This window comes from Streptomyces sp. NPDC000983 (genome assembly GCF_040299205.1).
Classification (GTDB): Bacteria; Actinomycetota; Actinomycetes; order Streptomycetales; family Streptomycetaceae; genus Streptomyces.
The window spans coordinates 169,874-194,140 of the sequence record NZ_JBEPBM010000009.1; the positions used below are offsets into that span (position 1 = coordinate 169,874).

Consider the following 24,267-nt stretch of genomic DNA (forward strand, 5'->3'; position numbering starts at 1 on the left):
ACGCGGGCAGCGCCGCTTCCGGGAAGGGGCGTGCCGGTGCCCGGCCTCGTACCGCCGACAGTACGAGGCCGGGGGGTGCCGCCCGGCGAGCGGACGCGGCCGGAGCCACCGTGCCGTGCGGCAGGTTGCGGCACCGTTGCAGCGCGCGGCACGCGGTACCGGCCCGCGCCGGGTGGTGCGCGCCGGTGCTACTGGGCGAGCCGTCCCGTCACCGTGCCGTGCACCACATGGGCGGCGGCCACGTCGAGGGCGGCGTGTCCGGTGGACTTGAAGACGGTCAGTGCCTCGGGGGAGCGCCGTCCCGGGGCCTCGCCGGCCAGGACGGAGCCGAGGAGGGTGACCCGGCGGCCGACGGGCAGACCCTGCAACTCGTGTGCGCCGGAGGGCGGTTGGGTGTCGGCGGCGCCGGGCCACTCGGTGAACAGGTCGGCGTCCCGGATGGTGTCGGCGTCGAGTTCGGGGCCGTGGGAGCCGCCCACGGAACTGACATGGGCGCCCGGTGCCAGCCAGGCGCGGCGCACGACGGGACGGGTGGCGCCGGTGCAGCAGTAGACCGTCGCGGACTCGCGCACGGCGCCCTCGATGTCCCGCGCCGCCCGGCCCTCGGGGTGCAGTGCCGCGGTCGTCCGGGCCGCCTGCGGGTCGCGGCCCGCGACGGTGACCGGGGTGCCGGGCCGCACCACGGCCAGCAGCGCGACCTGCGCGCGGGCCTGGGCGCCGGTGCCGACCACCACGACCGGACCGGGTCCGGCGAGGGCCAGCGCGCTGTGCGTGGCGGAGGCGGCGGTGCGCCACGCCGTGATCGGCTCGGCGTCCAGGACGGCGAGGGGGCTGCCGTCCTGGGGGTCGAACAGGACGACCACGCCCCGGTGGCTGCTGCGGCCGGGCCGCTCGGGGTCGGGGAACACGGACACGAGTTTCGCCGCGAGGCCCAGGCCGGGAACGTATCCGGGCATCGCGCCGAGCAGGCCGTTCGGGGCGAGGGCGGCGGTCCGCGCGGGGGCGGACGCCAGGCCCCGGGCGACGGCGACGAGGGCCTCGGAGACGGCGCCCATCAGCCGGTGCGGGTCGAGGGCGGCGAGGGTGGCCTCGTGGTCGAGGACGAGGACGTCGCTCACGCGCGGGCCTCCTGGTGCGGTCCGGCGAGCAGGCCGCCGAGGGTGTCGGCCGCGGCGGCGAGGTCCGAGCGGATCAGTGCGAGGCGGTCGTCGTCGATCTCCGACGACGGTCCGACGACGGTGAGCGCGCACACGGGCACCCCCTCGGCGGGTACGACGGCCCGGCTGACGGAGGCCACGAGGCGGTCGTTGCGCCCGTCCTCGGCGGCGAAGCCGTCGGCCTCGGCGCGGGCGAGGTCGGCGAGCAGCCCCGTGTCGCCGTCGAGCGGATGCCCGGCTGCCGCGGCCGCCTCGAGATGGGACGCGCGGGCCTCCGGCGGCAGGGCGGCCACCAGGGCGAGGGGTCCGGCGAAGCGGTGCACGGGCAGGGTCTCGTCGAGCAGCGTGCTGATCATCGCCAGCGGATCGGGCCGTACGACGTCCACCACCCGGGAGCCGGTGCGCTCCAGTACCTGGAGGTTGACCATCAGACCGGTGCGCGCGGACAGGTCCTCCAGCACCGGACGGGCCATCGTGGTCAGCGAGTTGTGTGCCGCGCGCGCCGACAGCAGCAGGACGGCCGTACCGGGCAGATAGCGGTCGTCGGCGCGCAGCACCCAGCCGCGGCGCACCAGGTCCACCAGGATCCGGTAGGCGGTGGCGCGGTGCAGACCGACCGTGTCGGCGAGATCGGTGAGGCGGGGCGGCCGGGGGGCACGGGCGACCGCCTCGACGAGGTCCAGCGCCTTGTCCACGGCCGTGCGCTGCGCTTGCGGCATCGAAACCCTTCCGGAACGTCGGTCGAGAACGGTCCGGTGGGGCGTGTGCACCGCCGGAATCCGGATGTAGGGTACCGATTGTTTCGTCCTGTGAGAACGATGTTACCTAGAGCGTAACAAAGGAGCGGTGGTCATGACGAGCGACAGCGCCGGGGCGGCCACGCCGTACGCGCCGCCGGAACGGGGCGCGGGGCCGACGGTCGTCTACCGGGGTGCCGCCGTGTTCGACGGGACCGGCAGCCCGCCCCGCGCCGGCCTGTCGATCGTGGTGGACGGCCCCCTGATCCGCGCGGTCGTACCGGACGCGGACGCCGCGGCCCTCGCCGAGGGCGCCGAAGTCGTCGACCTCACCGGGCAGTTCGTCACCCCGGGACTCATCGACGCCCACCAGCACCTCGCCACCCCGCCCGACCGCCCCGCCGCCGAAGCCGTGCTGGACCGGCTGGTGCACAGTGGGGTCACCGGCATCCGGGACATGGCCGACGACCTCCGCCAGATCGGCGACCTCGCCCGGGCCGCCCGGGTCGGCGAGATCGCCGGTCCCGACATCCACTACGCGGCGCTGACGGCCGGCCCCGGCTTCTTCGACGACCCCCGCACCCACCAGGTCAGCCGGGGAGCCGTGCCCGGCGAGGTCCCCTGGATGCAGGCCGTCACGGACACCACCGACCTGCCCCTCGCGGTCGCCCTCGCCCGCGGGACGTACGCGTCCGCGATCAAGGTGTACGCCGACCTCGACGCGGGCCTCGTCGCGGCGATCACCGCGGAGGCCCACCGGCAGGGCCTGCGGGTCTGGGCGCACGCCGCCGTCTTTCCCGCGACGCCCGGCGAGGTCGTGGAGGCGGGCGTGGACGCCGTCTCGCACGTGACCCTCCTGGCTCACGAGGCGGCGACGGGGCCGCTGACCTCCTACCGGGACAAGCCGCCCGTCGACCACGCCGCGCTGGTCACCGGGGAGGATGAGCGCATGGAGAAGCTCTTCGCCCGGATGCGGGAGCGGGGCGTCGTCTTCGACGCGACCGCTGGCCTCTACGCCTCCCGCGAGTTCGCCGGAGGCGACCCCGAGACCGCCGAACGGGCCGCCCGCAACACCGAGTTGGCGATCGCCCTGACCGCACAGGCCCACCGGGCCGGAGTCGAGATCGCCACCGGCACCGACTACGAGACCCCGCCCGAGGACCCCTTCCCCGCCCTCTACGAGGAACTCGCCTTCCTGGTACGGCGGTGCGGCATCCCGGAGCGCGACGTCCTCAGGTCGGCGACCCTCGTCGGCGCCCGGAGCGCCGGCGTCGGCGACCTGACCGGCAGCGTCGAACCGGGCAAGCTCGCCGACCTCGCGGTCTTCGCGCGCGACCCGCTCGCCGACATCGACCACCTGCGCACCATCACCCTGACCGTCAAGCGCGGCCGGCGCTTCCCGCGCTCCGCTGATCGCCTTCGGGAGAACCCATGACCGGCACGCCGATGATCATCAACGCGCTGGGCCAGCTCGACAACCCCAACGACCCCCGCTCACAGGCGGCGGCGAGCGAGCTCAACGCGACCGGCGAACAGTTCACCGTCGACACCCGCACCCTCGCCGAGGCGCGTGCCTCCGGCCTGACCGCCGTCAACATCACCCTCGGCTACGTGATGGGCGACCTCCCGCCCTACGAGCACACCCTGCACGAGATCGAGGTCTGGGACGACGTCGTCGCCCGGCACCCCGACGACCTGCTCAAGGTCACCTCCGTCACCGACATCGACACCGCTGCACGGGACGGCCGCGTCGGCGTCATCTACGGCTTCCAGAACGCCGAGGCCGTCGGCGACGACGCCGGACGGGTCGCCGTCTTCGCCGAACGCGGCGTGCGCGTGGTGCAGTTGACCTACAACGGGGCCAACCACCTCGGTGGCGGCTCGTCGGCGCCCGGCGACACCGCGCTGACCGGCTTCGGGCGCGAGGTGATCGACGCCCTCAACGACCGGCACCTCATGGTCGACCTCTCGCACAGCGGCGAACGCACCTGTCTGGAAGCCGCGCGCCACTCCGCCGCGCCCGTGTCGATCAACCACACCGGATGCCGGGCCCTGACCGACCTGCCGCGCAACAAGACCGACGAGGAGCTGAGGCTGGTCGCCTCCCGGGGCGGGTTCGTCGGCATCTACTTCATGCCGTTCCTGAGCCCCACCGGGCACGCGAGCGCCGCCGACGTCGTCGAGCACATCGCGCACGCCGTGAACGTCTGCGGGGAGGACCACGTCGGCATCGGCACCGACGGGCCGGTCACCGCCATCGACGACCTCGACGCCTACCGGGACCACCTCGCCGAGCACGTCGCCCGGCGGCAGCGGGCCGGGGTATCCGCCGCGGGGGAGCGCGCGGACACCTACCCCTTCGTGGTCGACCTGCGGGGCGTGGACCAGTTCCGCGAACTGATCCGCCTGCTGGAGCGGCGCGGCTTCTCCACCGAGCGGATCGAGAAGATCATGGGCCGCAACTTCGTCGACTACGCGCGACGCGTCTGGGCCGAGTAGCGGGCCGGGGGCTGTCGTCACCTTCCCGTCGTCGCCCGGAGGCCGGGGACGGTCGTCGGCGGGATGTGACGCAGGTCATGCGAACCCGGCGCGAGATCTTGGAATGCCTGGTTCCGCGTCGCTGCTGCACCCGTTACGGGCTCACCATGCCCTGGGGGCGCCGGGCGACGAAGCCGGGCAGGGAGAGCCGCGGCGTCGCGGCCCCGACCCGCCCCCGCCCTGCTTCACCGCACCACCTTCGAAAGGTTCCCCTGCGCCATGCCACTGGCTCTCCTGGCTTTGGCTGTCGTCGCCTTCGGCATCGGCACGACCGAGTTCGCCACGATGGGACTGCTGCCCCAGATCGCCGACGGGATCGACGTGTCGGTGCCCCAGGCCGGCAACATCGTGTCCGCCTACGCGCTGGGCGTCGTCGTCGGCGCCCCCGTCCTCACCGGCATCGGAGCGCGCATCCCGCACAAGCGCCTGCTGCTGCTCCTGTCCGGGCTCTTCGTGATCGGCAACGTCGCGTCCGCCCTCGCCCCGAACTTCGGGCTTCTCTTCGCCGCGCGCTTCCTGGCGGGGCTGCCGCACGGCGCGCTGTTCGGCGTGGGCGCGGTCGTCGCCTCCAAGCTGGTCGCCCCGGACCGGGCGGCCACCGCGGTGTCACGGATGTTCCTCGGACTGACCGTCGCCAACATCATCGGAGTCCCGGCCGGTACCGCGCTCGGCCAGCAGTTCGGCTGGCGTGCCGCGTATGTCGCGGTGGCCGTCATCGGCGTGCTCGCCCTGGCGGCCCTGGCCGCGTTCGTGCCCCACCAGCCCCGCGACGCCCAGGCGGGCGTCCGCCACGAGCTGCGGGCGATGGGAAACCGGCAGGTCTTCATCGGCCTGGCCACGGCGGTCGTCGGCTTCGGCGGCTTCTTCGCCTTCTACAGCTACCTCGTGCCCATGCTGACCAACATCACGGGCCTGTCCGACTCCTCCACCACCCTGGTCCTCGCCCTCTACGGCGTCGGCATGACCCTCGGCACCCTGGTCGCGGGCCCCCTCACCGACCGAGCCCTGCGCCCGACGCTCTACGGCGGCCTCGCCCTGCTCTCCGCGGCGCTGGTCCTCTTCCGGTTCACCGTCCACAGCACGGTGCCCGCGCTGATCACGATCGTCGTCATCGGCGCGATGGGCGCCCTGATCACCACGCCCGTGCAGATCCTGCTGATGGCCAAGGCCAAGGACGCGCCGACCATGGCGGCCGCCTCCAACCACTCCGCCTTCAACCTGGCCAACGCCGGCGGCGCCTGGCTCGGCGGGCTCGCCATCTCGGCGGGCTGGGGCTGGACCTCGCCCGTCCTGGTGGGCGCGGCGCTCGGCGTGGCCGGCCTGGGCCTGGCCTTCATGGGCGGGCGCATGGACCGGGACGGCGGCCCCTCCGAGGTGATCACCTCGTCCGGGGAGCCCGAGGGCACCCGGAACGAGCAGGTCACGACCACCCCGTAGCCCCTTCGCCCCGCGCGGGCGGAGCCGTCAGCTCCACAGCGGATACGACACCGTGGCCGGGTAGCCCGCCGGCCTGGCCTCGGTGTACGTGAGGGTGATCCGCGAGTAGTGCGCGACCCCGGGATGCCCCTTCCAGGGCTCCGGACGGTCCAGCCGTACCGTCACCGGATAGTCGTGGAAACGGCCCGCCGCACAGTACGGCTTGCAGTCGTTGACCCGGTTCACCCCCTTGGCGCGGGCCGTCCACTCGCCCCACCGGGACCACTGCAGGTCGGCCAGCCGGCTGTTCCCGTCGCCACAGGCCAGCAGGAACTCGGCGGGCCGGACCTTCGCGTGCGACAGGCAGTCCACGAGCACCGGGGCGTCACCGGGCGCCTGCACCGCCCGCGTGGGCGGCGCCCCCTGCGCGGTTGCGGACGGCGCGCCCGCCACGGTGGCCAGGGCGGCGACGGCGCAGAGCGCGGCCGCGGACGTGAGTGCGCGTGAGCGAAGGTGCATGGCCGCTCCCGGTGAGGGTTCGCCGACGGATGTCCCGCACCCGACGCTACGACCGCCCACCCCAACCCACCACTCGAACGGAGTAGCGCCGGCTACCCCTCCTCGGTGGGCCCGCCCAGGAAGCCGACCAGCGCCTCGGTGAACGCGGGATCCCGCAGCGCCGCCAGATGATCACCCTCGACCAGGCGCAGCGTGGCCCTGGGCAGCGCCGCCGCGAGGGTCGCCGGACGGACGGCGAGGGGGTCGTCGCGCCCCGCCAGGACCAGCGTCTCGGCCTCGATCGCCGCCAGGGCGATCGGCTCGGAGTGCGCGGCCGCCGCCTGCGCGGCGAGGGCCGGCCGGTCGCCGCCGGTGGCGTCGACGAAGGCCCGGAAGGCGGCCGCCGTCGGGTCGGTGACCGACGCCGGATCGTCGGTGAGCAGGGCGTGCCGCAGCGCGCCGCCGTCGACGACCCGGGTGTCCACCCCGCCGCACTCCACCACGCCCGCCCCGACCCCGCCGACCACGAGCCGGCGGATCCGCCGGTCACGCGCCGCGGTGAGCAGCGCGACGACGGCGCCCATCGAGTAGCCGACGAGATCGACCCGCTCCTCGCCCAGCAGGTCGATCAGGGCGATCACGTCCCGCGCCATCAGGGACTCCCCGTACCGGGAGGGGTCGTGGGGCTTGCCGGACAGACCGTGTCCGCGGGCGTCGACGGTCGCCACCCGCCGCCCGGCGGAGGCCAGCGCGGACACCACCCCCGGCAGCTCCCAGTTGGTGAGCCCCGAGGCGATGAACCCGTGGTGCAGCAGGACCAGGGGCAGGTCCGAGTCCCGCTCCCAGACCTTGTACGCGATGGCCGTTCCGTCGGCGGCGTCGAACTGCGGCATGATCTCGTCCGGTTCCTTCCAGAAGTGGTACGGCGTGGGCGGTCCGCCGACGGCACCTGTGGGGTGCGCCGTCGACGGACCGCGGCCCCCGGTCAGGAGGCGACGAAGTCGGCGATGTCGCCGAGCACCGAGGTGTCGGTGAGGAAGCCGATGTGTGTCTGGCACGCCACGAGGTTGTTGCTCGCGCCGCTCAGACGTGTGCTCGTGTACGGCAGGATGATGCCGTCGCACGCCGAGTACCAGGTCGCGTACCGGGTGCTCCCGGGTGTCTCGTCCCCGGAGGTGATCTGCGCGATGAAGGAGGAGCCGGGGTACATCTGCTGACAGGTCGTGTAGATCAGACAGGCGCCCGCGAACGTCGTCCCGTGGTTGGCCCCCGCGATCGAGGCGAGGTGGCTGACGCTGGTGTTGCCGCCGAGGACCTTCAGGTAGTACTGGCTGACCAGGCCGCCCATGGAGTGGTTGACGATCGCGACCTTGCTCGCGCCGGTGCGCGCCTTCACGTTGTTGACGAAGGTCGCCAGGCCCTGCGCGTTGGTGATGTTGTTGCCGTAGGAGTTGTACTCGTAGGCGAACAGGTTGGAGCCGGACCAGCCGTTGAGCCGGAAGACGCTCATCGCGGAGGTCCAGTTGGAGGCGCTGCCGGTGTACCCGTGCACGAAGACGACGGGCGTGCTGGTCGACAGGGCCGATGCGTCCGAGGCGACGGAGGCGGCGGGGGCGCTCGCGCGGTCGGCGGCGCCGGCCGAGCCGGCCGAGGAGAACAGGGCGAGTGCGGCGGTCACGGCCGCGACGGCGCCCGTCAGTCGACGTGCTGAACGACGGCTCATGGAGCCCTCCCAACGAGGGTGCGGGTGCTGGACCCGCCCAGATTCGTGGGACGGCGTACGCCCGGAGATCGGCAGAATCACCAGTCATCGCGGACCGGTGACCCCGCCGCTCTCCGGGCTCGCGGGGGCGGCTAACGCCATCGGCGCCGCGAGGCGGTGACGAGTTCGCCCACCGTGGCGAGCTTGGTGCGCGGCCGGCCGTCGTTCGCGCCGCGGGCGCGTTCGGCCCGGTCGATGGCGGCCATGCCGCGGGCGTCCACCAGGTGCGGGGTCCGGCGGCGGGCGAGCCGCGCGAACGCCTTCGCCGACGGGGCGGGCGTGGCCAGGTTGCCCTCGACGGCGTCGGCGAGCAGCGTGCCGACGGTCTCGGCGGCGCAGGTCCGGTTGGCGCCGATGCCGCCCGAGGGGCCGCGCTTGATCCACCCGACGACGTAGGTGCCCGGCATCCCGGCCACCCGGCCCCCCTCGTGCGGGACGGTCCCGGTGCCCTCGTCGAACGGCAGCCCCGGCACCGGCGCCCCCCGGTAGCCGATGGCCCGTACCACCGACCCTGCGGGCAGCGGGAGTTCACCGCCGGCGCCGGTCACCCGCACCGCGTCCACACCCGCGCCCTCCCCGGCGAACTCCACCGGTGCGGAGTGGAAGCGCAGCACGATCCGCCGCCCCTCGCCCGGCGGACGCGACCAGTCGACCTTCTCCCGCGCGGTGTTCCGCAGTACCGCGGCGAGTTCGCGCGGCCCGGCGGAGTCGATGGCCTCCCCGACCCGCGGGTCGTGGTCGTCCACGACCAGCTCCACGCCCGGCAGTCGGGTCAGTGCGATCAGCTCCGGCCGGGTGCAGGCCGCGTGTTCGGGGCCCCGGCGGCCGAGCAGGACGACCTCCCGGACGGCCGAGTCGCGCAGCGCCCGCAGCGCGTGCTCGGCGATGTCCGTACCGGCCAGCTCCCGCGGGTCGCCGAGCAGGACGCGGGCCACGTCGAGGGCGACATTGCCGTTGCCGACCACGACGACCCGCTCCGCGGACAGGTCGACCGCGTCGGGCGCGACCTCGGGATGCGCGTTGTACCAGGCGACGAACGCCGACGCGGACAGCACGCCCGTACGGTCCTCGCCGGGCACGCCGAGCCGGCGGTCGCCGGACGCGCCCACGGCGTACACCACCGCATCGTGATGGGCGGCGAGTTCCTCCGCCGACACATGCTCGCCGACCCGCAGCCCCAGCAGCATCCGCACCCGGGGGTGGTCGTGGAAGCGGGCGAAGGTGTCCCCGGCCTTCCTGGTCGAGGGGTGGTCGGGGGCGACGCCGTAGCGCACCAGACCGCCGGCCACCGGCAGCCGGTCGATGAGGGTGACCTCGGCGTTGGTGTGCAGCAGCAGATCCTGCGCGGTGTACATGCCGGCCGGCCCGGTGCCGACGACCGCGACCCGCAGCGGGCGGAAGTCGGACGGCAGGGCACGCTCGAACGTGGGCCGGTCCCAGTCGTGGAAGTTCGGGCTGCCCTCGGCGGGAGCGGGCGCCGGAGTGCCCGCGAAGTAGGCCGCGTTGATCTCCGCGTACACCCGCTGCGGACCGGTGAGCCGGTCCACCGGGACGATCGCGTCCACCGGGCAGGCGTCCGCGCAGGCACCGCAGTCGATGCACGCCCTCGGGTCGACGTGGAGCATCTCGGTGCTCCCGAACTCCCGCTCCTGCGGCGTGGGATGGATGCAGTTGACCGGGCAGACGGCGACACAGGTGGCGTCGGCGCAACAGGTCTGGGTGATCGCGTAGGTCATGGTGTCCGCTCTGCTCGGCAACGCTGCCGGTGGGTCGGTCGGATGGGGGGCGCGCCGTCGCCGGGCGGGCGCGCCCCCGCTCCCCGGGGGAACGTCAGATCAGGTGGGCGCGCTTGTAGAAGGCCAGCGCGGGCTTGGTCAGCAGCCGGGCCGAGGCGAGGAACTCCATCAGGCCGGCGCAGCTGGAGCGCATCATCGCCTTGTGGTGCTCGTTGCCGCGGGCCTCGGCGAGCGCCCGGCGCGGGTCGAGGCCCGCGTTGCCGTACACGTCCCTGTTCACCATGCTCGTGACGATGACGTACGCGGCGACGGCGATCACGAACGCGTGGATGTGGCGGCGCACCCGCCCGGCCTTGGCCAGATGGCGCCGGGTCTCCTCGCGGGCGAACTTCATGTGGCGGGACTCCTCGACCACATGGATGTTGTTGATGGTCCGCACGAACGGCACCACCCGCTCGTCCCGCATCCAGTCGCGCTGCATGACGTCGAGGACCTCCTCGGCGACGAGGATCGCGGCGTACGCGGCCTCGCCGAACGCCAGGGTCTTGAAGGCCCTGCCCAGTTCGACGGCGGCCCGGCGCGGCCGGTACGCGGGCGCCCGGAGCTTCTTGGCGCCGCGGGCGAACATGATCGAGTGCCGGCACTCGTCGGCGATCTCGGTGAGCGCCCACTGGAAGGTGTCGTCGGTCGGGTCCTTGGCGTAGATGTCCCGCAGGATCAGCTGCTGGAGGATCATCTCGAACCAGATGCCGGTGCTGGCGACCGAGGCGGCCTCCTGCCGCGTCAGCTCCTTGCGCCGGGCCTCGGTGAGTTCGTTCCAGTAGGCGGTCCCGTACAGGGTGCTCCACTCCGGGCTGGCGCCGTGGAAGTCCTCGTCCAGCGGCGTCTCCCAGTCCACCTCCGCCAGCGGGTCGTACGAGAGGGTGGCGGCCGAGTCGAGCAGTCGGCCCGCGACCGTCTCCGTCCCGGTGCCGTGCTCCGCCTCGGGCCGGACCGTGCTGCTTGCCATGCTCCCAACTCCTCAGTCGAGTGACGGAGCGGATCCGTCGGTGTGGCGCATGCGGGCAGGGCGGAACGGCGGCGTCCAGAGCCGCCGTCGAGCCCTTGTTAGACGGAATGTATAACAAGGGTGTCGGCCGGGCCTACCCCCGAGTAAGTAAGAGTGGCTGCCGACTCCGGCGCCGCAGGCCGTTGTCAGTGGCGGGTGCGATGCTGGCCTGCATGGACGGGATGCGCTCGGCGGATGGGGCGGATTGGGTGGAGATCATGGGAGGGCGCGTCTACGGCGCCGACCACGAGGACGCCGGGCCCCGGCCCGGCCGGATCTACGGCGAGCTGGTGGGCGGCCCGCTCGACGGACTGCTGCTCGACGTCACGGGCCGCACGGAGCGCGAGCTGCGGACCGGGGTGGAACTCCCCACGGAGATAGGCAGCCACGGCCACGGCGGCCGGTCGCTGTACGTGCTGAGGGCGGCGGGGGAACGGTGGCTGGACTGGGTGGTGGACATGCGGTGAGGGGGTGTTGGGGGTGCGCTCGGCGTGTACGCGCGGGGCGCTCGGCGGGCCGCGGTCGAGGGCGCCGGGCTCGCTCGGCCGTGGGCTCGGGGCGGTCCGACCGGGTGGAGCCGCGCTCACGTCGCGGACCGGCGGACGCGCCTGCCGGCTGCCCGGGCTCCGGAAGGCGGGCGGGCGGCCGCGGTCATCCGGCCGTGCGCCGCCCCCGGATCACACCGCGCCCGTCTCGCGCTCCCGCTCCAGCTCGCGCTTGAGGTTGCGCAGGGTCACCTCGATGTTGCGGGTCTGGAAGTCGGCGAAGGTCCGGCCCGAAGTGACCACCCGGTCGAAGGCGTTGGCCACGAACGTGGGCCAGGCGCGCCGGTCGTCCGTCCAGGTCTCGGTGACCAGGGTGCCCTCACCGGCCGGCTCGAAGCGGTACTCCCACGAGGCGATCGGACCGGGCAGCCGCGGCTTGCCGAGCCCGATCGCGTGGACCCGGAACGCGAACCGGCGGCCCGGCTCGGCCGCCGTCACGGTGCACCGCGTCACCCACCGGAACGGCCCCCGCTTGTTGCGCCCCACGAAACTGCCGCCCACGACGGCCGGACCGGCGGCGGAGTCCGCGGTCGTGCCCAGGTTCTCCGGACTCCAGCGCCCCATCTCCTGCGGACGGCTCACGGCCCGGTAGACGACGTCGGGCGCGACATCGACGACGATGCTGCTGCTCACGGTGAACCGTCGGGCCACAGTGCTGCCTCCCACCGGGGACGAGAATGCCGTTCGGACGTCCCGCAAAGCTACCGCCCGGTAGGGGCCGTGGCGCACGCCCGCCGGAGTGACGGTCCTCACGCCGACGGCCCCACGAAACCGCCGCCCGACCCCTCTGGGCACGCGGGCGGTCAGGCCGGGGCGGCGGTCAGGCCGTCGGGCCGGGCAGCCACAGGTCGGGGCCGAACACCTCGTAGCGGATGCGCCGTGCCGGAACTCCGGCGCGCAGCAGTTGCCCGCGGACGTCGCGCATGAAGGGCAGCGGGCCGCACAGGAACACCGTGGCGTCCTCGGGCAGTTCGATGCCGTCCAGGTTCATCAGCCCCTCGCGGGCGCCGACCTCCTCCTCGGCGGACCGCTCGTACCAGAAGACCGCGCGGGCGCCCGGCAGTCGTCCGACGAGTTCGCGCGTCTCGGCGCGCAAGGCGTGGTCGGCGGGTGAGCGGTCGGCGTGCAGGACCACCACCGGGCGGGATGATCCGAGGGCGGCAAGACGGGCCAGGATGCTGGTCATGGGGGTACCGCCGATGCCCGCGGAGACCAGGACGACGGGCGTGGTGGCGTCGGCGGGGTCGTCGAGAAAGACGTCCCCGAAGGGGGCGGACAGGGTCAGTTCGTCGCCCTCGTGGACCTGCTCGTGCAGCAGACCGGAGACCTCGCCGTCCGGCGCGCCGTCCGTGCCGGCGACCCGCTTGACGGTGATCCGCCGCAGTTGCCCGCCCGGGTCCGAGGACAGGCTGTACTGGCGGAGCTGGTGGACGCCGTCGGCCGTCCGGACGCGCACGCTCACGTACTGGCCGGCCCGCGCCCTCGGCGCCGGTCGCCCGTCCGCGGGGCGCAGGACGAAGGACACCACGTCAGGGGTCTCGGTGCGGCGCTCCACGACGCTCCACCGCCGCCAGATCCGGCCGGGTTCGACGCCCGCGTCCTGGTACAGGCGGGCCTCACGGCCGATCAGGGCTCCGGCCATCAGCCAGTACACCTCGTCCCAGGCGGCCGCCACCTCCGGGGTGACGGCGTCGCCGAGCACCTCGGCTATCGCACCGAACAGGTACTTGTGCACGATCGTGTACTGGTCGTCGGTGACGCCGACGGCGGCGTGCTTGTGCGCGATCCGGTCCAGCAGGGTGTCCGGGCGGGTGTCCGGATCGGCGAGCAGCGCGCTCGCGAATCCGGCGATCGAACCGGCCAGCGCCCGGCGCTGGGCTCCACTGGCCTGGTTGCCGCGGTTGAACATCCCGTCGAGCAGTTCCGGCCGGTCGCGGAACATCGCGCCGTAGAAGCGCGTGGTGATCTCGTCGAGGGCGCCGGCCACGGCGGGCAGGGTGGCACGGACCACCGCGGCGGATTCTGCGGACAGCATGGAGCCTCCCGGGCAGGGGACATGAGGGGGAACGGCCGCCGCATCGCGTCGGCGGCGTCCTCTGTGTAGCAGGCACCGGACCGGGAATCGGCGCTGATGGGCCGCGCCGGGCGAAGCAGGGCCGAGCGGCCCCGCGATCGGGGCCCATCGGTCCCGGAACCGGCCCGGTCGCAGGGCCGCTCGGCGCGGCGGCGACCTCCGGTCGGCCCTGTCGGACGCGGCACACCCGGATGCCCACCGGCCTTCGGCCGGCCGGTGCGGTGGCGGGGCGGCGGGACCATCGGCCCTCGACGAGGGCCCATCGGCGCGCCCCGGTACGCCGATGGGCCCTCCTCGCGCGCGTCCCGAGCAACGAGCATCGAAGCAAGAGCAGTTCAGCCGCACAGCGAGGGAGAGACCGGCGATGACGGCAACGGTGACAGCTGGACCCCGGGCGACGGCCGAGGCGTGGCGGGGCTTCGCCGGTACGGGCTGGCGGGACCGGGTCGACGTGCGCGACTTCATCCAGGGCAACTACACGCCCTACGAAGGCGACGCCACGTTCCTCGTGGGACCGACGGACCGTACCCGCGCCGTCTGGGAGAAGGTCAGTGCCCTCTTCCCGGAGGAGCGCGCGAAGGGCATCCACGACGTCGACGCGGCGACCCCGTCGACGATCACCTCGCACGCACCCGGCTACATCGACCGGGAGCGCGAGCTGATCGTCGGCCTGCAGACCGACGCCCCGCTCAAGCGCGCGATCATGCCGAACGGCGGGCTGCGGATGATCGAGAGCGGCCTCAAGGCGTACGGCCGCGCGCCCGACCCCTTCGTGAGCAGGGTCTTCGGCACGTACCGCAAGACCCACAACGACGGTGTCTTCGACGCCTACACCCCCGAGATGCGCGCCGCCCGCAAGGCCGGGATCATCACCGGCCTGCCGGACGCCTACGGCCGTGGCCGGATCATCGGCGACTACCGGCGCGTCGCGCTGTACGGCACCACCCGGCTGATCGCGGCCAAGCGCGCCGAGCGGGCCCTGCTCGACGCCCGGCCCTCCGCCCCGGACGTCATCCGCGACCGGGAGGAACTCGCCGAGCAGATCCGCGCGCTCGGGGAACTGGGTGAGATGGCCGCCTCCTACGGCTGCGACGTCACCCGGCCCGCCGCCACCGCGCACGAGGCGGTGCAGTGGCTCTACCTCGGGTTCCTGGCCGCCGTGAAGGAGCAGAACGGCGCCGCCATGTCCCTGGGCCGCACCTCCACGTTCCTCGACGTCTACCTCCAGCGCGACCTCGACGAGGGGACCATCGACGAGACCCGCGCCCAGGAGCTGATCGACGACTTCGTGATCAAGCTGCGCATCGTACGGTTCCTGCGCACCCCCGAGTACGACGCCCTGTTCTCCGGCGACCCGACCTGGGTGACGGAGTCCATCGGCGGCATCGGCACCGACGGCCGCCCGCTGGTCACCCGTACCTCCTTCCGCTTCCTGCACACCCTGTACAACCTCGGCCCGGCCCCGGAGCCCAACCTGACCGTGCTCTGGTCGCCCCGGCTGCCGTCCGCCTTCAAGGAGTTCTGCGCCCGGGTGTCCATCGACACCAGCGCGATCCAGTACGAGTCCGACGACCTGACCCGCCCGCGCACCGGCGACGACACGGCGATCGCCTGCTGCGTCTCCGCCATGACGGTCGGCAGGCAGATGCAGTTCTTCGGCGCCCGCGTCAACCTCGCCAAGGCCCTGCTGTACGCGGTCAACGGCGGCCGCGACGAGCTGACCGGCGCGCAGATCGCGCCCGAGACACCCCCGCTGACCGGCGACCACCTCGACCACGAGGAGCTGTCGGCGGCGTACGACCGCGTCCTGGACTGGCTGGCGGAGGCGTACGTCAACACCCTCAACGTCATCCACTACATGCACGACAAGTACGCCTACGAGCGCATCGAGATGGCGCTGCACGACCACCCGGTGCACCGCTTCATGGCGTGCGGCATCGCCGGCCTGTCGGTCGCCGTGGACAGCCTGTCCGCCGTCAAGTACGCCCGGGTGAAGGTGTTCCGGGACGCCACCGGACTCGCCGTCGACTTCCGCACCGAGGGAGAGTTCCCCGCGTACGGCAACAACGACGACCGCGCCGACGGCATCGCCGTCGACCTGGTGGAGTCGTTCATGGCGAAGGTGCGCAAGCACCCCACCTACCGGGACGCCGAGCACACCCAGTCGGTGCTGACCATCACCTCGAACGTGGTGTACGGCCTGCACACCGGCAACACGCCCGACGGCCGCCGCGCCGGCGCCCCCTTCGCGCCCGGCGCCAACCCGATGAACGGCCGGGACCGGCACGGGGTCGCCGCCTCGGCCCTCTCGGTCGCCAAACTGCCCTACGAGCACGCCCGGGACGGCATCTCGCTGACCACGACGATCACACCCGAGGGACTGGGCCACGACCCCGCCGAGCGCCCCGGGCACCTGGTCGGCATTCTGGACGCGTACACGGTCTCCGGCGGCTTCCACATGAACGTCAACGTCCTGGACCGGGCCACGCTCCAGGACGCCATGGAACACCCCGAGAAGTACCCGGAGTTGACCGTCCGGGTCTCCGGCTACGCCGTCAACTTCGTCCGCCTGACCCGCGAGCAGCAGCTCGACGTGATCAGCCGCACCTTCCACGGAGCGCTGTGAGCACCGGGACGCGGCACGCCGTCGGACAGGTCCCGGGCCGGATCCACTCCTGGGACCTGTCCACCGGCGTGGACGGCCCCGGCACCCGGTTCGTGCTGTTCCTCAGCGGCTGCCCGCTGCGCTGTCTGTACTGCGCCAACCCCGACACCTGGCACCTGCGTGACGGCAGGCCGGCCACCGTGGACGGGGTGATGGCCGAGATCGGGAAGTACCGGCCCTTCCTCACCACCGCCGGCGGGGGAGTGACGCTCACCGGCGGCGAGGCCCTGCTGCAGCCCGCGTTCACCGCCGCGATCCTCCGCCGCTGCAAGGAACTGGGCCTGCACACCGCCCTGGACACCTCCGGCTTCCTCGGCGCCCGCGCGAGCGACGAACTGCTCGCCGACACCGACCTGGTACTGCTGGACATCAAGTCCTTCGACGTCCGCACCTACCGGAAGCTGACCGGCCAGGACCTCTCCCCGACCCTCACCTTCGCCACCCGCCTGGACCGGCTCGGCGTCCCGGTGTGGCTCCGCTACGTCCTCGTCCCCGGGTGGACCGACGACCCGGCGGCCGTCGACGGCCTCGGGGCGTTCCTCGCCGGGCTCGGCAACGTCGACCGGGTGGACGTCCTGCCGTTCCACAAGCTCGGCGCGCACAAGTACGACGCGCTGGGCATCCCCTTCCCCCTGCGGGACACACCCACGCCGGATCCGGACCTGACGGAACGAGTGCGCGAACAGTTCCGGGAGCACGGCCTGCGGGCACTGTGACCGGGAAAGGCACGCCGCAAGGGCCTGCCGTCCGCTTCCCGCCGCGACGCGGAGGGGAACCGGACGACAGGCCCTGCGGCGTGCCTTTCCCCGGTGGGCCCTCCCGCGCCCACCGGGGACAGGGCTATGCGCCGGGTGCGCAGACGGGGCCCTCGTAGGCCGCTCGCATGATCTCCCGCATGTCGTCCAGCATCGGCATGCGCGGATTGGCCGGCGCGCACTGGTCCTCGAAGGCGTTGAGGGCCTGCTGGGGCAGGGCGTCGAGGAACGTGCGCTCGTCGACGCCGAGCGCCCTGAACGACGGTTCGATCCCGACCGCGTCGCGCAGCCGCTCCACCGCCCCGGCCAGCGACTCCACACCCTCCCGCGGGGTGGCGGCGGGCAGGCCGAGGGTCCGTGCGATGTCCTGGAAGCGTTCGGGGGCGCGGTAGCTCTCGTACTTGGGCCAGCCGGTGAGCTTCGTGGGGACGGTGCCGTTGTAGCGGATGACGTGGGGGAGCAGGACGGCGTTGGTGCGGCCGTGGGCGATGTGGAAGGTGGCACCGAGGGTGTGGGACATGGCGTGGACGATGCCGAGGAAGGCGTTGCCGAAGGCCATGCCCGCGATGGTGCCGGCGTTGTGCATCCTCTCCCGCGCCCGCGCCGAGCCCGCGCGTTGGTTCACGGCGTCTTCGAGGTGGTCGAAGACCAGACGGATCGCGTGCAGCGCGAGGCCGTCGGTGAAGTCGCTCGCGTAGACGGACACGTACGCCTCGATGGCGTGGGTGAGGGCGTCGAAGCCGCTGTCGGCGGCGAGCGCCGGGGGCAGTTCGGTGGTGAGCAGCGAGTCCACGATGGCCACGCTGGGGGTGAGCGCGTAGTCGGCGAGCGGGTACTTCCGGCCGGTGGCCGGGTCGGAGATGACCGCGAACGGGGTCACCTCGGCGCCGGTGCCGGAGGTCGTGGGGACGCAGACCAGACGGGCGCGGCTGCCCGGCGCGGGGAACCGGAAGGCGCGCTTGCGGATGTCGGAGAACTTGTGCCGCATGTCGGCGAAGTCGATGTCCGGGTGTTCGTACAGCAGCCACATCACCTTCGCCGCGTCCATCGGGGAGCCGCCGCCGAGCGCGACGATGGTGTCCGGGCGGAAGTCCCGCATGAGGCCGGCGCCGCGGCGCACGGAGTCGATGCTCGGCTCGGGTTCGACGTCGTCGAGGATCTGCACGGTCACCGGCTCGTCGCGCCGCTGCAGGACGCGGGTGACGCGGTCGACGAAGCCGAGGCGGGTCATGGTGGCGTCGGTGACGATCGTGACGCGGTGGACGTCCGGCATGGCCGTCAGATAGCGGATGGCCTGCGGCTCGAAGTAGATCTTCGGCGGCACCTTGAACCACTGGAGGTTGTTGCGGCGGGTGGAGACCCGCTTGACGTTGAGGAGTTGGGCGGCGGAGACGTTGTTGGACACCGAGGTGCTGCCCCAGGAACCGCACCCCAGCGTGAGCGAGGGCAGCAGGCCGTTGTAGATGCCGCCGATGGCACCCTGCGAGGACGGGGCGTTGACGATGACCCGCACCGTCTTCATGCGCCTGCCGTACGCCTCGGCCAGTGCCGGGTCCTCGGTGTGGATGACGGAGCTGTGGCCCTCGCCGTGGAAGGCGACCATGTCGGCCGCCAGGTCGAAGCCCTCCTGCGCGGAGCCGGCCCGCAGCACGGCCAGCACCGGGCACAGCTTCTCGCGGGTCAACGGCTCGTCCGGGCCGACCCGTTCGGCCTCGACCAGGATGAGGGAGGTGTCGGCCGGCACGGTGAACCCGGCCCGCTCGGCGATCCACGCCGGGCTCTGTCCGACGGCGGCGGAGTTCACCTTGGGCTCGCAGCCGCCGCCCGCCGCCCCGCCGGCCGGGAAGAGGAACGCCTCCAGCTTCTCCTTCTCCTCGGCGCTCGCCAGGTGGGCGTGCAGGGTGCGGAACTCGGCGAGCGCCGCGTCGTAGATCTCGTCGTCCAGGATGACGGCCTGCTCGGAGGCGCAGATCATGCCGTTGTCGAAGGACTTCGAGAGCACCAGGTCGTTGACGGCCCGGCGCAGCTCGGCGTCCTTGTGGACGTAGGCGGGGACGTTGCCGGCGCCGACGCCCAGGGCGGGCTTGCCGGCCGAGTAGGCCGCCCTGACCATGGCGTTGCCGCCCGTGGCAAGGATCAGCGAGACACCGCTGTGGCGCATGAGGGCGCCGGTGGCCTCGACCGACGGCTGCTCGATCCACTGCACGCAGTGCTCCGGCGCCCCCGCGGCGACGGCGGCGTCGCGCACGATCCGCGCGGCCTCGGCGCTGCACCGCTGCGCGGCGGGATGGAAGGCGAAGACGACCGGGTTGCGCGTCTTCAGCGCCATCAGCGCCTTGAAGATCGTGGTGGAGGTGGGGTTCGTGACGGGGGTGACGGCGCAGACCACGCCGACCGGTTCGGCGATCTCCACCATGTCCTCGATGTCGTCGCGGGCGATGACCCCGACGGTCCTCATCGGACCCATGCCGTGCGTGACGTGCTCGCACGCGAACATGTTCTTGGCCGCCTTGTCCTCGAAGAGGCCACGGCCGGTCTCCTCCACCGCCAGCCGCGCCAGCGCGGTGTGCCGGTCCAGCGCGGCCACCGACGCCTTCTTGACGATGCGGTCGACCTGCTCCTGGTCGAGGGCCTCGTAGTCGGCCAGGGCCTTGAGCCCGTTGGTCACCAGCCGGTCGACGGCGACGGCGGTCTCCGACGGCGGCTCGGCGGGGGCGGCGGTCACGGTCCGGTCGGCGTGGCGGGTCATGGGTGTGCCTCCGTCGTCGAGAGGTTCGGCCGCCCGGTCGGCGGCCGGCGGGGGAGCGGCGCCGCGGGGGATCGGCGCCGCTCCCCCGTCAGCGTCCCTGCGGAGCCACCGCGCCGCGCAGATCCGCCCGGTCCCCGGTCGGCGTCCGACCGGCCCCGGACACCAGGGCCGGACGGCCCCCACGGGGCCCGCGCCCCGCCGCCCGCGCGGGAGGCGGCCGCCGGGACCGAGCGGGGAGGGCCCGGCCGGGTACCCCGGTCGCGGCCCGGCCGGACCGCGGGGCCGAAGGTCCCCGGGCCCGCCCCCGTCCGGCCCAAGCCCGCGCCCGCCCCGGCAGGCACGCTGGCAGTGCATACGGACGCGGAGCGACCGGGACGGCGACGGACACGGGCGTGCGCTCGGGAATCCACGGCTTCGCGAAGGCGCGAGGAGGTTGCCATGGCATCGCGGCTGGATGAGCGGACGGTGGCGAGGCTGGTGGCCGCGGCCACCGCGGCCCCGTCGATGCACAACGCGCAGCCCTGGCGCTTCCGCTTCCTGACCGGTGAGCGCCTCGTCGAGCTGTACGCCGACCCGGGGCGGGCCATGCCCCACTCGGATCCCGACAACCGGGCGCTGTACATCGGCTGCGGCGCGGCCCTGTTCAACCTGCGCGTCGCCGCCGCGCACGCCGGCCTCGCTCCCGGAACACGTCTGCGGCCCGAACCGCACGACCCGCTGCTGCTGGCCGCCGTGCACCTGACAGACCCGGCCGACGGCCCGCCCCAGGACGACCTGGCGCGGCTGTACCCGGCGATCCGGCAGCGGCACACCAGCCGCCACCCCTTCGCCGACAAGGAGGTGCCCGAGGACGTACGGGCCGCACTCCGCGACGGCGCCGCCCTGGAGGGCGCCCAGCTGCTGTTCCCCGGCGCCTGGCACGCCGAGACCGTGCTCGACCTGGTACGCGACGCGGAGAGCCGCGACGTCACGGACCCCGACGCCAACGAGGACGTGGTGCGCTGGACCCGGCTCGGCCTGGAGGCGGACACCGCCGTCGACGGCGTCCCCGAGTACGCCTTCGGGCCCCGCAGGCGCGACGGCAAGGCTCCCGTACGGGACTTCACCGGGCGCCGCCCGGTCGCCGACCGCGGCACCGCCGCCTTCGAGCACACCCCGCACCTGGCCCTGCTGAGCACCCCCGGCGACGGCCCCGCCGACTGGCTGCGCGCCGGCCAGGCCCTGGAGCGCGTCCTGCTGGAGGCCACGCTGGCCGGCCTGGCCACCTCGCTGACCTCCCACGCCCTGGAGGACCGCGAGCTGCGCCTGCTGACCCGCGACCCCGGCGCGGGCACCGGCCAGGTGCAGATGGTGCTGCGGCTCGGCTACGGACCGAGCGGCCCGGCCACGCCCCGCCGCCCGGTCGCGGCCGTCCTCGACGTGGTGTGACGGACCGGCCGCACCGGCCGGCCCGCACCGGCGGTCGCCGGTGCGGGCCGGTGGCTCACGCCGTTCGCCGCGAACCCGAGGCGTTCCGGGGCCGGCCCCCGGCCGCCGGGGCGGTCACCGCCACGGCCCGCCGCCGGTAGACCAGGTAGGGGCGGGTCAGGTAGCCGATCGGCGCGCTCCACATGTGCACCAGGCGGGTGAAGGGCCAGGCCGCGAAGAGCAAGGACGCGGTCAGCGCGTGCAGTTGGAACAGCAACGGCGCCCCGGCCATGGCCCCCGGCTCCGGCTGGAGGACGAACAGCCCGCGGAACCAGACGGAGACGGTCGAGCGGTAGTCGTACCCGGCGCCGAAGACGTTGTGGGCGGCGGTGGCGGTGATGCCCAGCAGCACGGTGGCGGACAGCAGCGGGAAGAGGACCTTGTCGCTGCGGTCGGTGCCGAGCCGGATCCGGGGTGTCAGCAGCCGGCGCGCGCACAGCATGCCCAGCCCCGTCACCATGGTGACGCCCGCGATCGAACCGGCCCAGACGGCCGTGGTGTGGTAGGCGTGCTCGCCGAAGCCGACGGCCTCGGTCCACGAGGCGGGCACGGCGAGCCCCACGACATGCCCGGCGATGACCATGAACGCGCCGAGGTGGAACAGCGGGTTTCCCCAGCGCAGCCAGCGGTGTTCGAGGAGCTGGGTGGTCCGCGAGGTCCAGCCGAACTGGTCGTGCCGGTACCGCCAGACGTGCCCGACCGTGAACACGGCGAGGCAGACGTAGGGAACGGCGACCCACAGGAGCAGATCGGTGCCGCTCGCCGGAGCGGCGGCGAGGAGGACGGGTTCGGCGTTCATCGGGAGCCTTCCGTACGGCTGTCGGGGGCGTGCCGGACCCGGGTGGGCGGGGCCTGCACGGGCGGTACGAAGGTGCCCGGCGGCGCGAACTCCCCGTCCCCGTAGGCGCCGTGGGTGCCGTAGGGGTCGAGGCCGACCTCCTCGTCGGGCGGGCCCTCGGCGAGGAGTCGGTCCACCGCCGCGCGGTCCGCCTCGGTGGGCGGCGGCAGCAGGGTGAGCAGCGCGGCGAGCACATGCCGGTAGGGCGAGCCGACGTCGGTCAGGGCACGGTGGATCAGTTCCAGCCCGCGCCGGTGCTGGCGCAGCGGCGCCTCACCGGCACCCGGGCCGGCCAGGGCGGCGAACTCCAGCACGACCGGCAGGTGGTCGGGGAGTTCCCCGCCGTCGGCGTTCCAGCCGGCGGCCCGGTAGCGCTGGTTGAGGGTGAGCAGGGCCATGCCCCGGCGGCGGGTGTCGCCGTGCAGGTAGTAGGTGAGGTAGAGGCTGCTCCTGCGGCGCAGGTCGAACATGTCGACGTAGTGGCGCTCCAGCGCCTCGGGTTCCTGGGCGGCGAACCAGTCGGTGAACCGGGCGAGGTGCTCCGCCGCGGGGGTGGCGGGCAGGGCCCGCACGGTGGCGGTCAACTCCGCTCGCGCTGAGACCAGTTCGGCGTCCGGATACTGCAGGAGCAGCGACACGAGCCGCAGGGTCAGCGCCCGGTCCGCCCGCTCCTCGGGAGTGAGCCGGGCCGGCCGGCGTACGGCCGCCCGGAGGCGGGTGCGGACGAGGGCGGGGATGGTGGCCGGCAGCGGGCTCACGAGTGGCCTCCGGTGGTGTTGTCGCGGCGCAGGGTGGGGATGCCGAGCATGACCCTGCGCGGCTCGGGATCGCCCGACGACTCGACCGGGCAGCGGTTCTCCGTCGCGGAGAGCGCGGCGGCGTCCTCCTTGTGCGCGGCGGGAACGACGTACCGGTCCTGGTACTTGGCGACGGCGAGGAGCCGGTGCAGGTCCTCCGCCTCGCGCACGGTGAGCCCGACGGCCTTGAGGACCCCCTCGTCGCCGTCCTCGCCGAGGAAGCGCCCGCGCATGAAGGAGCGCAGCGCGGTGAGCTTCATCAGCACCCCGCCCACCACGTCGGTGTCCCCGGCGGTGAACAGCTCGGCCAGGTACTCCAACGGGATGCGCAGCCGGGTGACGGCGGCGAAGACATGGTCGGGGTCGTGCTGGTCGCCGCCCGCCGCGTCGACGGCGTCGAGGACGGGGGAGAGCGGCGGGACGTACCAGACCATCGGCATCGTCCGGTACTCCGGGTGCAGCGGCAGCGCGACCTTGAACCGTACGGCCAGGTCGTACACCGGCGAGCGGCGGGCCGCGTCCAGCCAGTCCTCGGGAATGCCCGACTCCCGCGCGGCCGATCGGACTTCGGGGTCGTGCGGGTCGAGGAACACCCCGCGCTGGGCGTCCAGGAGGTCCTGCTCGTCCGGGGTGGCCGCGGCCTCGCCGACCCGGTCGGCGTCGTAGAGGAGCAGGCCGAGGTAGCGGAGCCGTCCGACGCAGGTCTCCGAGCAGACGGTGGGCTGGCCGGCCTCGATGCGCGGGAAGCAGAAGGTGCACTTCTCGGCCTTGCCGGTGGCGTGGTTGACGTACACCTTCTTGTACGGGCAGGCCGTGACGCACATCCGCCAGCCGCGGCAGCGGTCCTGGTCGACCAGGACGATGCCGTCCTCGACGCGCTTGTACAGCGCGCCGGACGGACAGGCGGAGACACAGGCCGGGTTGAGGCAGTGCTCGCACAGCCGGGGCAGGTGGAAGAGGAAGGTCTGCTCGAACTCGAACTTCACCCTCCGCGCCCATTCACCACTGAGGTTGGGGTCGGCGGCGGCGTGCTCGGGTGCGCCGCCGAGGCCGTCCTCCCAGTTGGCGCCCCAGGTGATGGCGGTGGGCTCGCCGGTGAGGACGGAGCGGGGGCGGGCGACGGGCATGTCCTGCTGGGCGGGCGCGCTGACGAGGTTGTCGTAGTCGTAGGTGACCGGCTCGTAGTAGTCCTCGATGGACGGCAGGTCGGGGTTGGAGAAGAGGGACAGCAGCCGCCTGACCCTCCCGCCGGAGCGCAGGACGAGACGGCCGCGCCGGTCGAGCGTCCAGCCGCCCTTCCACTGCCCCTGGTCCTCGTAGCGGCGCGGGTAGCCGACGCCGGGCTTGGTCTCGACGTTGTTGAACCAGGCGTACTCGACACCGGTGCGGTTGGTCCACGTCTGCTTGCAGGTGACCGAGCAGGTGTGGCAGCCGATGCACTTGTCGAGGTTCATCACCATCGCCACTTGGGCCATCACGCGCATG

General features: G+C 73.4%; 20 protein-coding genes. 7 read left to right on the forward strand and 13 right to left on the reverse strand.

Annotated features, from left to right (window positions below; genetic code table 11):
• Window positions 1–188: 188 nt before the first annotated feature.
• Window positions 189–1,118: an ornithine cyclodeaminase family protein gene (locus ABT296_RS13160; protein WP_351926406.1), complete on the reverse strand. Its 930-nt coding sequence runs from the start codon at window positions 1,116–1,118 to the stop codon at window positions 189–191.
• The gene (locus tag ABT296_RS13165; protein ID WP_351926408.1) at window positions 1,115–1,876 is read right to left on the reverse strand and encodes an IclR family transcriptional regulator; all 762 of its coding nucleotides are present in this window, start codon (window positions 1,874–1,876) and stop codon (window positions 1,115–1,117) included. The genes ABT296_RS13160 and ABT296_RS13165 overlap by 4 nt, the downstream gene beginning before the upstream one ends.
• A gap of 133 nt (window positions 1,877–2,009) precedes the next feature.
• Between ABT296_RS13165 and ABT296_RS13170 the strand changes: the two genes are divergently transcribed.
• The 3 genes from ABT296_RS13170 to ABT296_RS13180 all read left to right on the forward strand — a co-directional run bounded on the left by ABT296_RS13170 (window position 2,010) and on the right by ABT296_RS13180 (window position 5,869).
• Window positions 2,010–3,329: an amidohydrolase family protein gene (locus tag ABT296_RS13170; RefSeq protein ID WP_351926410.1), complete on the forward strand. Its 1,320-nt coding sequence runs from the start codon at window positions 2,010–2,012 to the stop codon at window positions 3,327–3,329.
• On the forward strand, window positions 3,326–4,393 hold the full coding sequence (locus ABT296_RS13175; RefSeq protein WP_351926412.1) for a dipeptidase: 1,068 nt from the start codon (window positions 3,326–3,328) through the stop codon (window positions 4,391–4,393). Before ABT296_RS13170 ends, ABT296_RS13175 begins: the two co-directional genes overlap by 4 nt.
• 258 nt (window positions 4,394–4,651) lie before the next feature.
• Window positions 4,652–5,869, forward strand: coding sequence for an MFS transporter (locus tag ABT296_RS13180; RefSeq protein ID WP_351926414.1), 1,218 nt, complete (start codon window positions 4,652–4,654; stop codon window positions 5,867–5,869).
• A gap of 27 nt (window positions 5,870–5,896) precedes the next feature.
• Here the strand turns inward: ABT296_RS13180 and ABT296_RS13185 are convergent, their stop codons facing one another.
• The 5 genes from ABT296_RS13185 to ABT296_RS13205 all read right to left on the reverse strand — a co-directional run bounded on the left by ABT296_RS13185 (window position 5,897) and on the right by ABT296_RS13205 (window position 10,853).
• Window positions 5,897–6,367, reverse strand: a complete 471-nt coding sequence (locus tag ABT296_RS13185) for a hypothetical protein (protein WP_351926416.1) — start codon at window positions 6,365–6,367, stop codon at window positions 5,897–5,899.
• Between the two features lie 92 nt (window positions 6,368–6,459).
• On the reverse strand, window positions 6,460–7,239 hold the full coding sequence (locus tag ABT296_RS13190; RefSeq protein WP_351926419.1) for an alpha/beta fold hydrolase: 780 nt from the start codon (window positions 7,237–7,239) through the stop codon (window positions 6,460–6,462).
• Window positions 7,240–7,331: 92 nt separating this feature from the next.
• A complete protein-coding gene (locus ABT296_RS13195; RefSeq protein ID WP_351926421.1) occupies window positions 7,332–8,069 on the reverse strand; it encodes an esterase/lipase family protein in 738 nt (245 codons plus the stop codon).
• A 131-nt stretch (window positions 8,070–8,200) separates the two neighbouring features.
• Window positions 8,201–9,844: an FAD-dependent oxidoreductase gene (locus ABT296_RS13200; RefSeq protein ID WP_351926423.1), complete on the reverse strand. Its 1,644-nt coding sequence runs from the start codon at window positions 9,842–9,844 to the stop codon at window positions 8,201–8,203.
• 94 nt (window positions 9,845–9,938) lie between these two features.
• Window positions 9,939–10,853, reverse strand: coding sequence for an AurF N-oxygenase family protein (locus tag ABT296_RS13205; RefSeq protein WP_351926425.1), 915 nt, complete (start codon window positions 10,851–10,853; stop codon window positions 9,939–9,941).
• 257 nt (window positions 10,854–11,110) lie between these two features.
• On the opposite strand from ABT296_RS13205, the gene ABT296_RS13210 reads away from it, so the two are divergent.
• Window positions 11,111–11,359 carry a hypothetical protein gene (locus ABT296_RS13210; RefSeq protein ID WP_351926583.1) on the forward strand — a complete coding sequence of 83 codons (249 nt, stop codon included), beginning with the start codon at window positions 11,111–11,113 and terminating at the stop codon, window positions 11,357–11,359.
• Window positions 11,360–11,569: 210 nt separating this feature from the next.
• Here ABT296_RS13210 and ABT296_RS13215 read toward each other — a convergent pair whose 3' ends face one another.
• Both ABT296_RS13215 and ABT296_RS13220 read right to left on the reverse strand, forming a co-directional pair.
• Window positions 11,570–12,088, reverse strand: coding sequence for an SRPBCC family protein (locus tag ABT296_RS13215; protein WP_351926427.1), 519 nt, complete (start codon window positions 12,086–12,088; stop codon window positions 11,570–11,572).
• A 169-nt stretch (window positions 12,089–12,257) separates the two neighbouring features.
• The gene (locus ABT296_RS13220; RefSeq protein WP_351926429.1) at window positions 12,258–13,472 is read right to left on the reverse strand and encodes a globin domain-containing protein; all 1,215 of its coding nucleotides are present in this window, start codon (window positions 13,470–13,472) and stop codon (window positions 12,258–12,260) included.
• 403 nt (window positions 13,473–13,875) lie between these two features.
• Here ABT296_RS13220 and pflB point away from each other — a divergent pair, with 403 nt between their 5' ends.
• Both pflB and pflA read left to right on the forward strand, forming a co-directional pair.
• The gene (gene pflB / locus ABT296_RS13225) at window positions 13,876–16,137 is read left to right on the forward strand and encodes a formate C-acetyltransferase (protein WP_351926431.1); all 2,262 of its coding nucleotides are present in this window, start codon (window positions 13,876–13,878) and stop codon (window positions 16,135–16,137) included.
• Entirely contained in the window at window positions 16,134–16,892 is a 759-nt protein-coding gene (pflA, locus tag ABT296_RS13230) for a pyruvate formate-lyase-activating protein (RefSeq protein ID WP_351926433.1), read from the forward strand. Before pflB ends, pflA begins: the two co-directional genes overlap by 4 nt.
• A gap of 124 nt (window positions 16,893–17,016) precedes the next feature.
• On the opposite strand, the gene adhE is transcribed toward pflA, so the two are convergent.
• Complete coding sequence (gene adhE / locus ABT296_RS13235) at window positions 17,017–19,680, reverse strand: bifunctional acetaldehyde-CoA/alcohol dehydrogenase (protein ID WP_351926435.1); 2,664 nt, start codon at window positions 19,678–19,680, stop codon at window positions 17,017–17,019.
• A gap of 438 nt (window positions 19,681–20,118) precedes the next feature.
• On the opposite strand from adhE, the gene ABT296_RS13240 reads away from it, so the two are divergent.
• Window positions 20,119–21,108 carry an Acg family FMN-binding oxidoreductase gene (locus ABT296_RS13240; RefSeq protein ID WP_351926437.1) on the forward strand — a complete coding sequence of 330 codons (990 nt, stop codon included), beginning with the start codon at window positions 20,119–20,121 and terminating at the stop codon, window positions 21,106–21,108.
• 55 nt (window positions 21,109–21,163) lie between these two features.
• Here ABT296_RS13240 and narI read toward each other — a convergent pair whose 3' ends face one another.
• From narI to narH, 3 genes are read right to left on the reverse strand one after another with little or no spacing between them, the layout of a single operon-like run.
• Entirely contained in the window at window positions 21,164–21,946 is a 783-nt protein-coding gene (gene narI, locus ABT296_RS13245) for a respiratory nitrate reductase subunit gamma (RefSeq protein ID WP_351926439.1), read from the reverse strand.
• The gene (narJ, locus tag ABT296_RS13250) at window positions 21,943–22,743 is read right to left on the reverse strand and encodes a nitrate reductase molybdenum cofactor assembly chaperone (protein ID WP_351926441.1); all 801 of its coding nucleotides are present in this window, start codon (window positions 22,741–22,743) and stop codon (window positions 21,943–21,945) included. Before narJ ends, narI begins: the two co-directional genes overlap by 4 nt.
• Window positions 22,740–24,266 (reverse strand): nitrate reductase subunit beta, encoded by a 1,527-nt coding sequence (narH, locus tag ABT296_RS13255; RefSeq protein ID WP_351926443.1) that lies wholly within the window; start codon window positions 24,264–24,266, stop codon window positions 22,740–22,742. Before narH ends, narJ begins: the two co-directional genes overlap by 4 nt.
• Window position 24,267 lies beyond the last annotated feature (1 nt).

Excerpts from the sequence above, each read along its gene's own strand:
- narI (WP_351926439.1), bottom strand. The coding sequence starts at position 21,946 with ATGAACGCCGAACCCGTCCTCCTCGCCGCCGCTCCGGCGAGCGGCACC.
- ABT296_RS13180 (WP_351926414.1), top strand. The coding sequence starts at position 4,652 with ATGCCACTGGCTCTCCTGGCTTTGGCTGTCGTCGCCTTCGGCATCGGC.
- ABT296_RS13220 (WP_351926429.1), bottom strand. The coding sequence starts at position 13,472 with ATGCTGTCCGCAGAATCCGCCGCGGTGGTCCGTGCCACCCTGCCCGCC.
- adhE (WP_351926435.1), bottom strand. The coding sequence starts at position 19,680 with ATGACCCGCCACGCCGACCGGACCGTGACCGCCGCCCCCGCCGAGCCG.
- ABT296_RS13170 (WP_351926410.1), top strand. The coding sequence starts at position 2,010 with ATGACGAGCGACAGCGCCGGGGCGGCCACGCCGTACGCGCCGCCGGAA.
- ABT296_RS13210 (WP_351926583.1), top strand. The coding sequence starts at position 11,111 with ATGGGAGGGCGCGTCTACGGCGCCGACCACGAGGACGCCGGGCCCCGG.
- ABT296_RS13195 (WP_351926421.1), bottom strand. The coding sequence starts at position 8,069 with ATGAGCCGTCGTTCAGCACGTCGACTGACGGGCGCCGTCGCGGCCGTG.
- ABT296_RS13185 (WP_351926416.1), bottom strand. The coding sequence starts at position 6,367 with ATGCACCTTCGCTCACGCGCACTCACGTCCGCGGCCGCGCTCTGCGCC.
- narH (WP_351926443.1), bottom strand. The coding sequence starts at position 24,266 with ATGCGCGTGATGGCCCAAGTGGCGATGGTGATGAACCTCGACAAGTGC.
- ABT296_RS13190 (WP_351926419.1), bottom strand. The coding sequence starts at position 7,239 with ATGCCGCAGTTCGACGCCGCCGACGGAACGGCCATCGCGTACAAGGTC.
- ABT296_RS13240 (WP_351926437.1), top strand. The coding sequence starts at position 20,119 with ATGGCATCGCGGCTGGATGAGCGGACGGTGGCGAGGCTGGTGGCCGCG.
- ABT296_RS13200 (WP_351926423.1), bottom strand. The coding sequence starts at position 9,844 with ATGACCTACGCGATCACCCAGACCTGTTGCGCCGACGCCACCTGTGTC.
- ABT296_RS13165 (WP_351926408.1), bottom strand. The coding sequence starts at position 1,876 with ATGCCGCAAGCGCAGCGCACGGCCGTGGACAAGGCGCTGGACCTCGTC.
- ABT296_RS13205 (WP_351926425.1), bottom strand. The coding sequence starts at position 10,853 with ATGGCAAGCAGCACGGTCCGGCCCGAGGCGGAGCACGGCACCGGGACG.
- ABT296_RS13175 (WP_351926412.1), top strand. The coding sequence starts at position 3,326 with ATGACCGGCACGCCGATGATCATCAACGCGCTGGGCCAGCTCGACAAC.
- pflB (WP_351926431.1), top strand. The coding sequence starts at position 13,876 with ATGACGGCAACGGTGACAGCTGGACCCCGGGCGACGGCCGAGGCGTGG.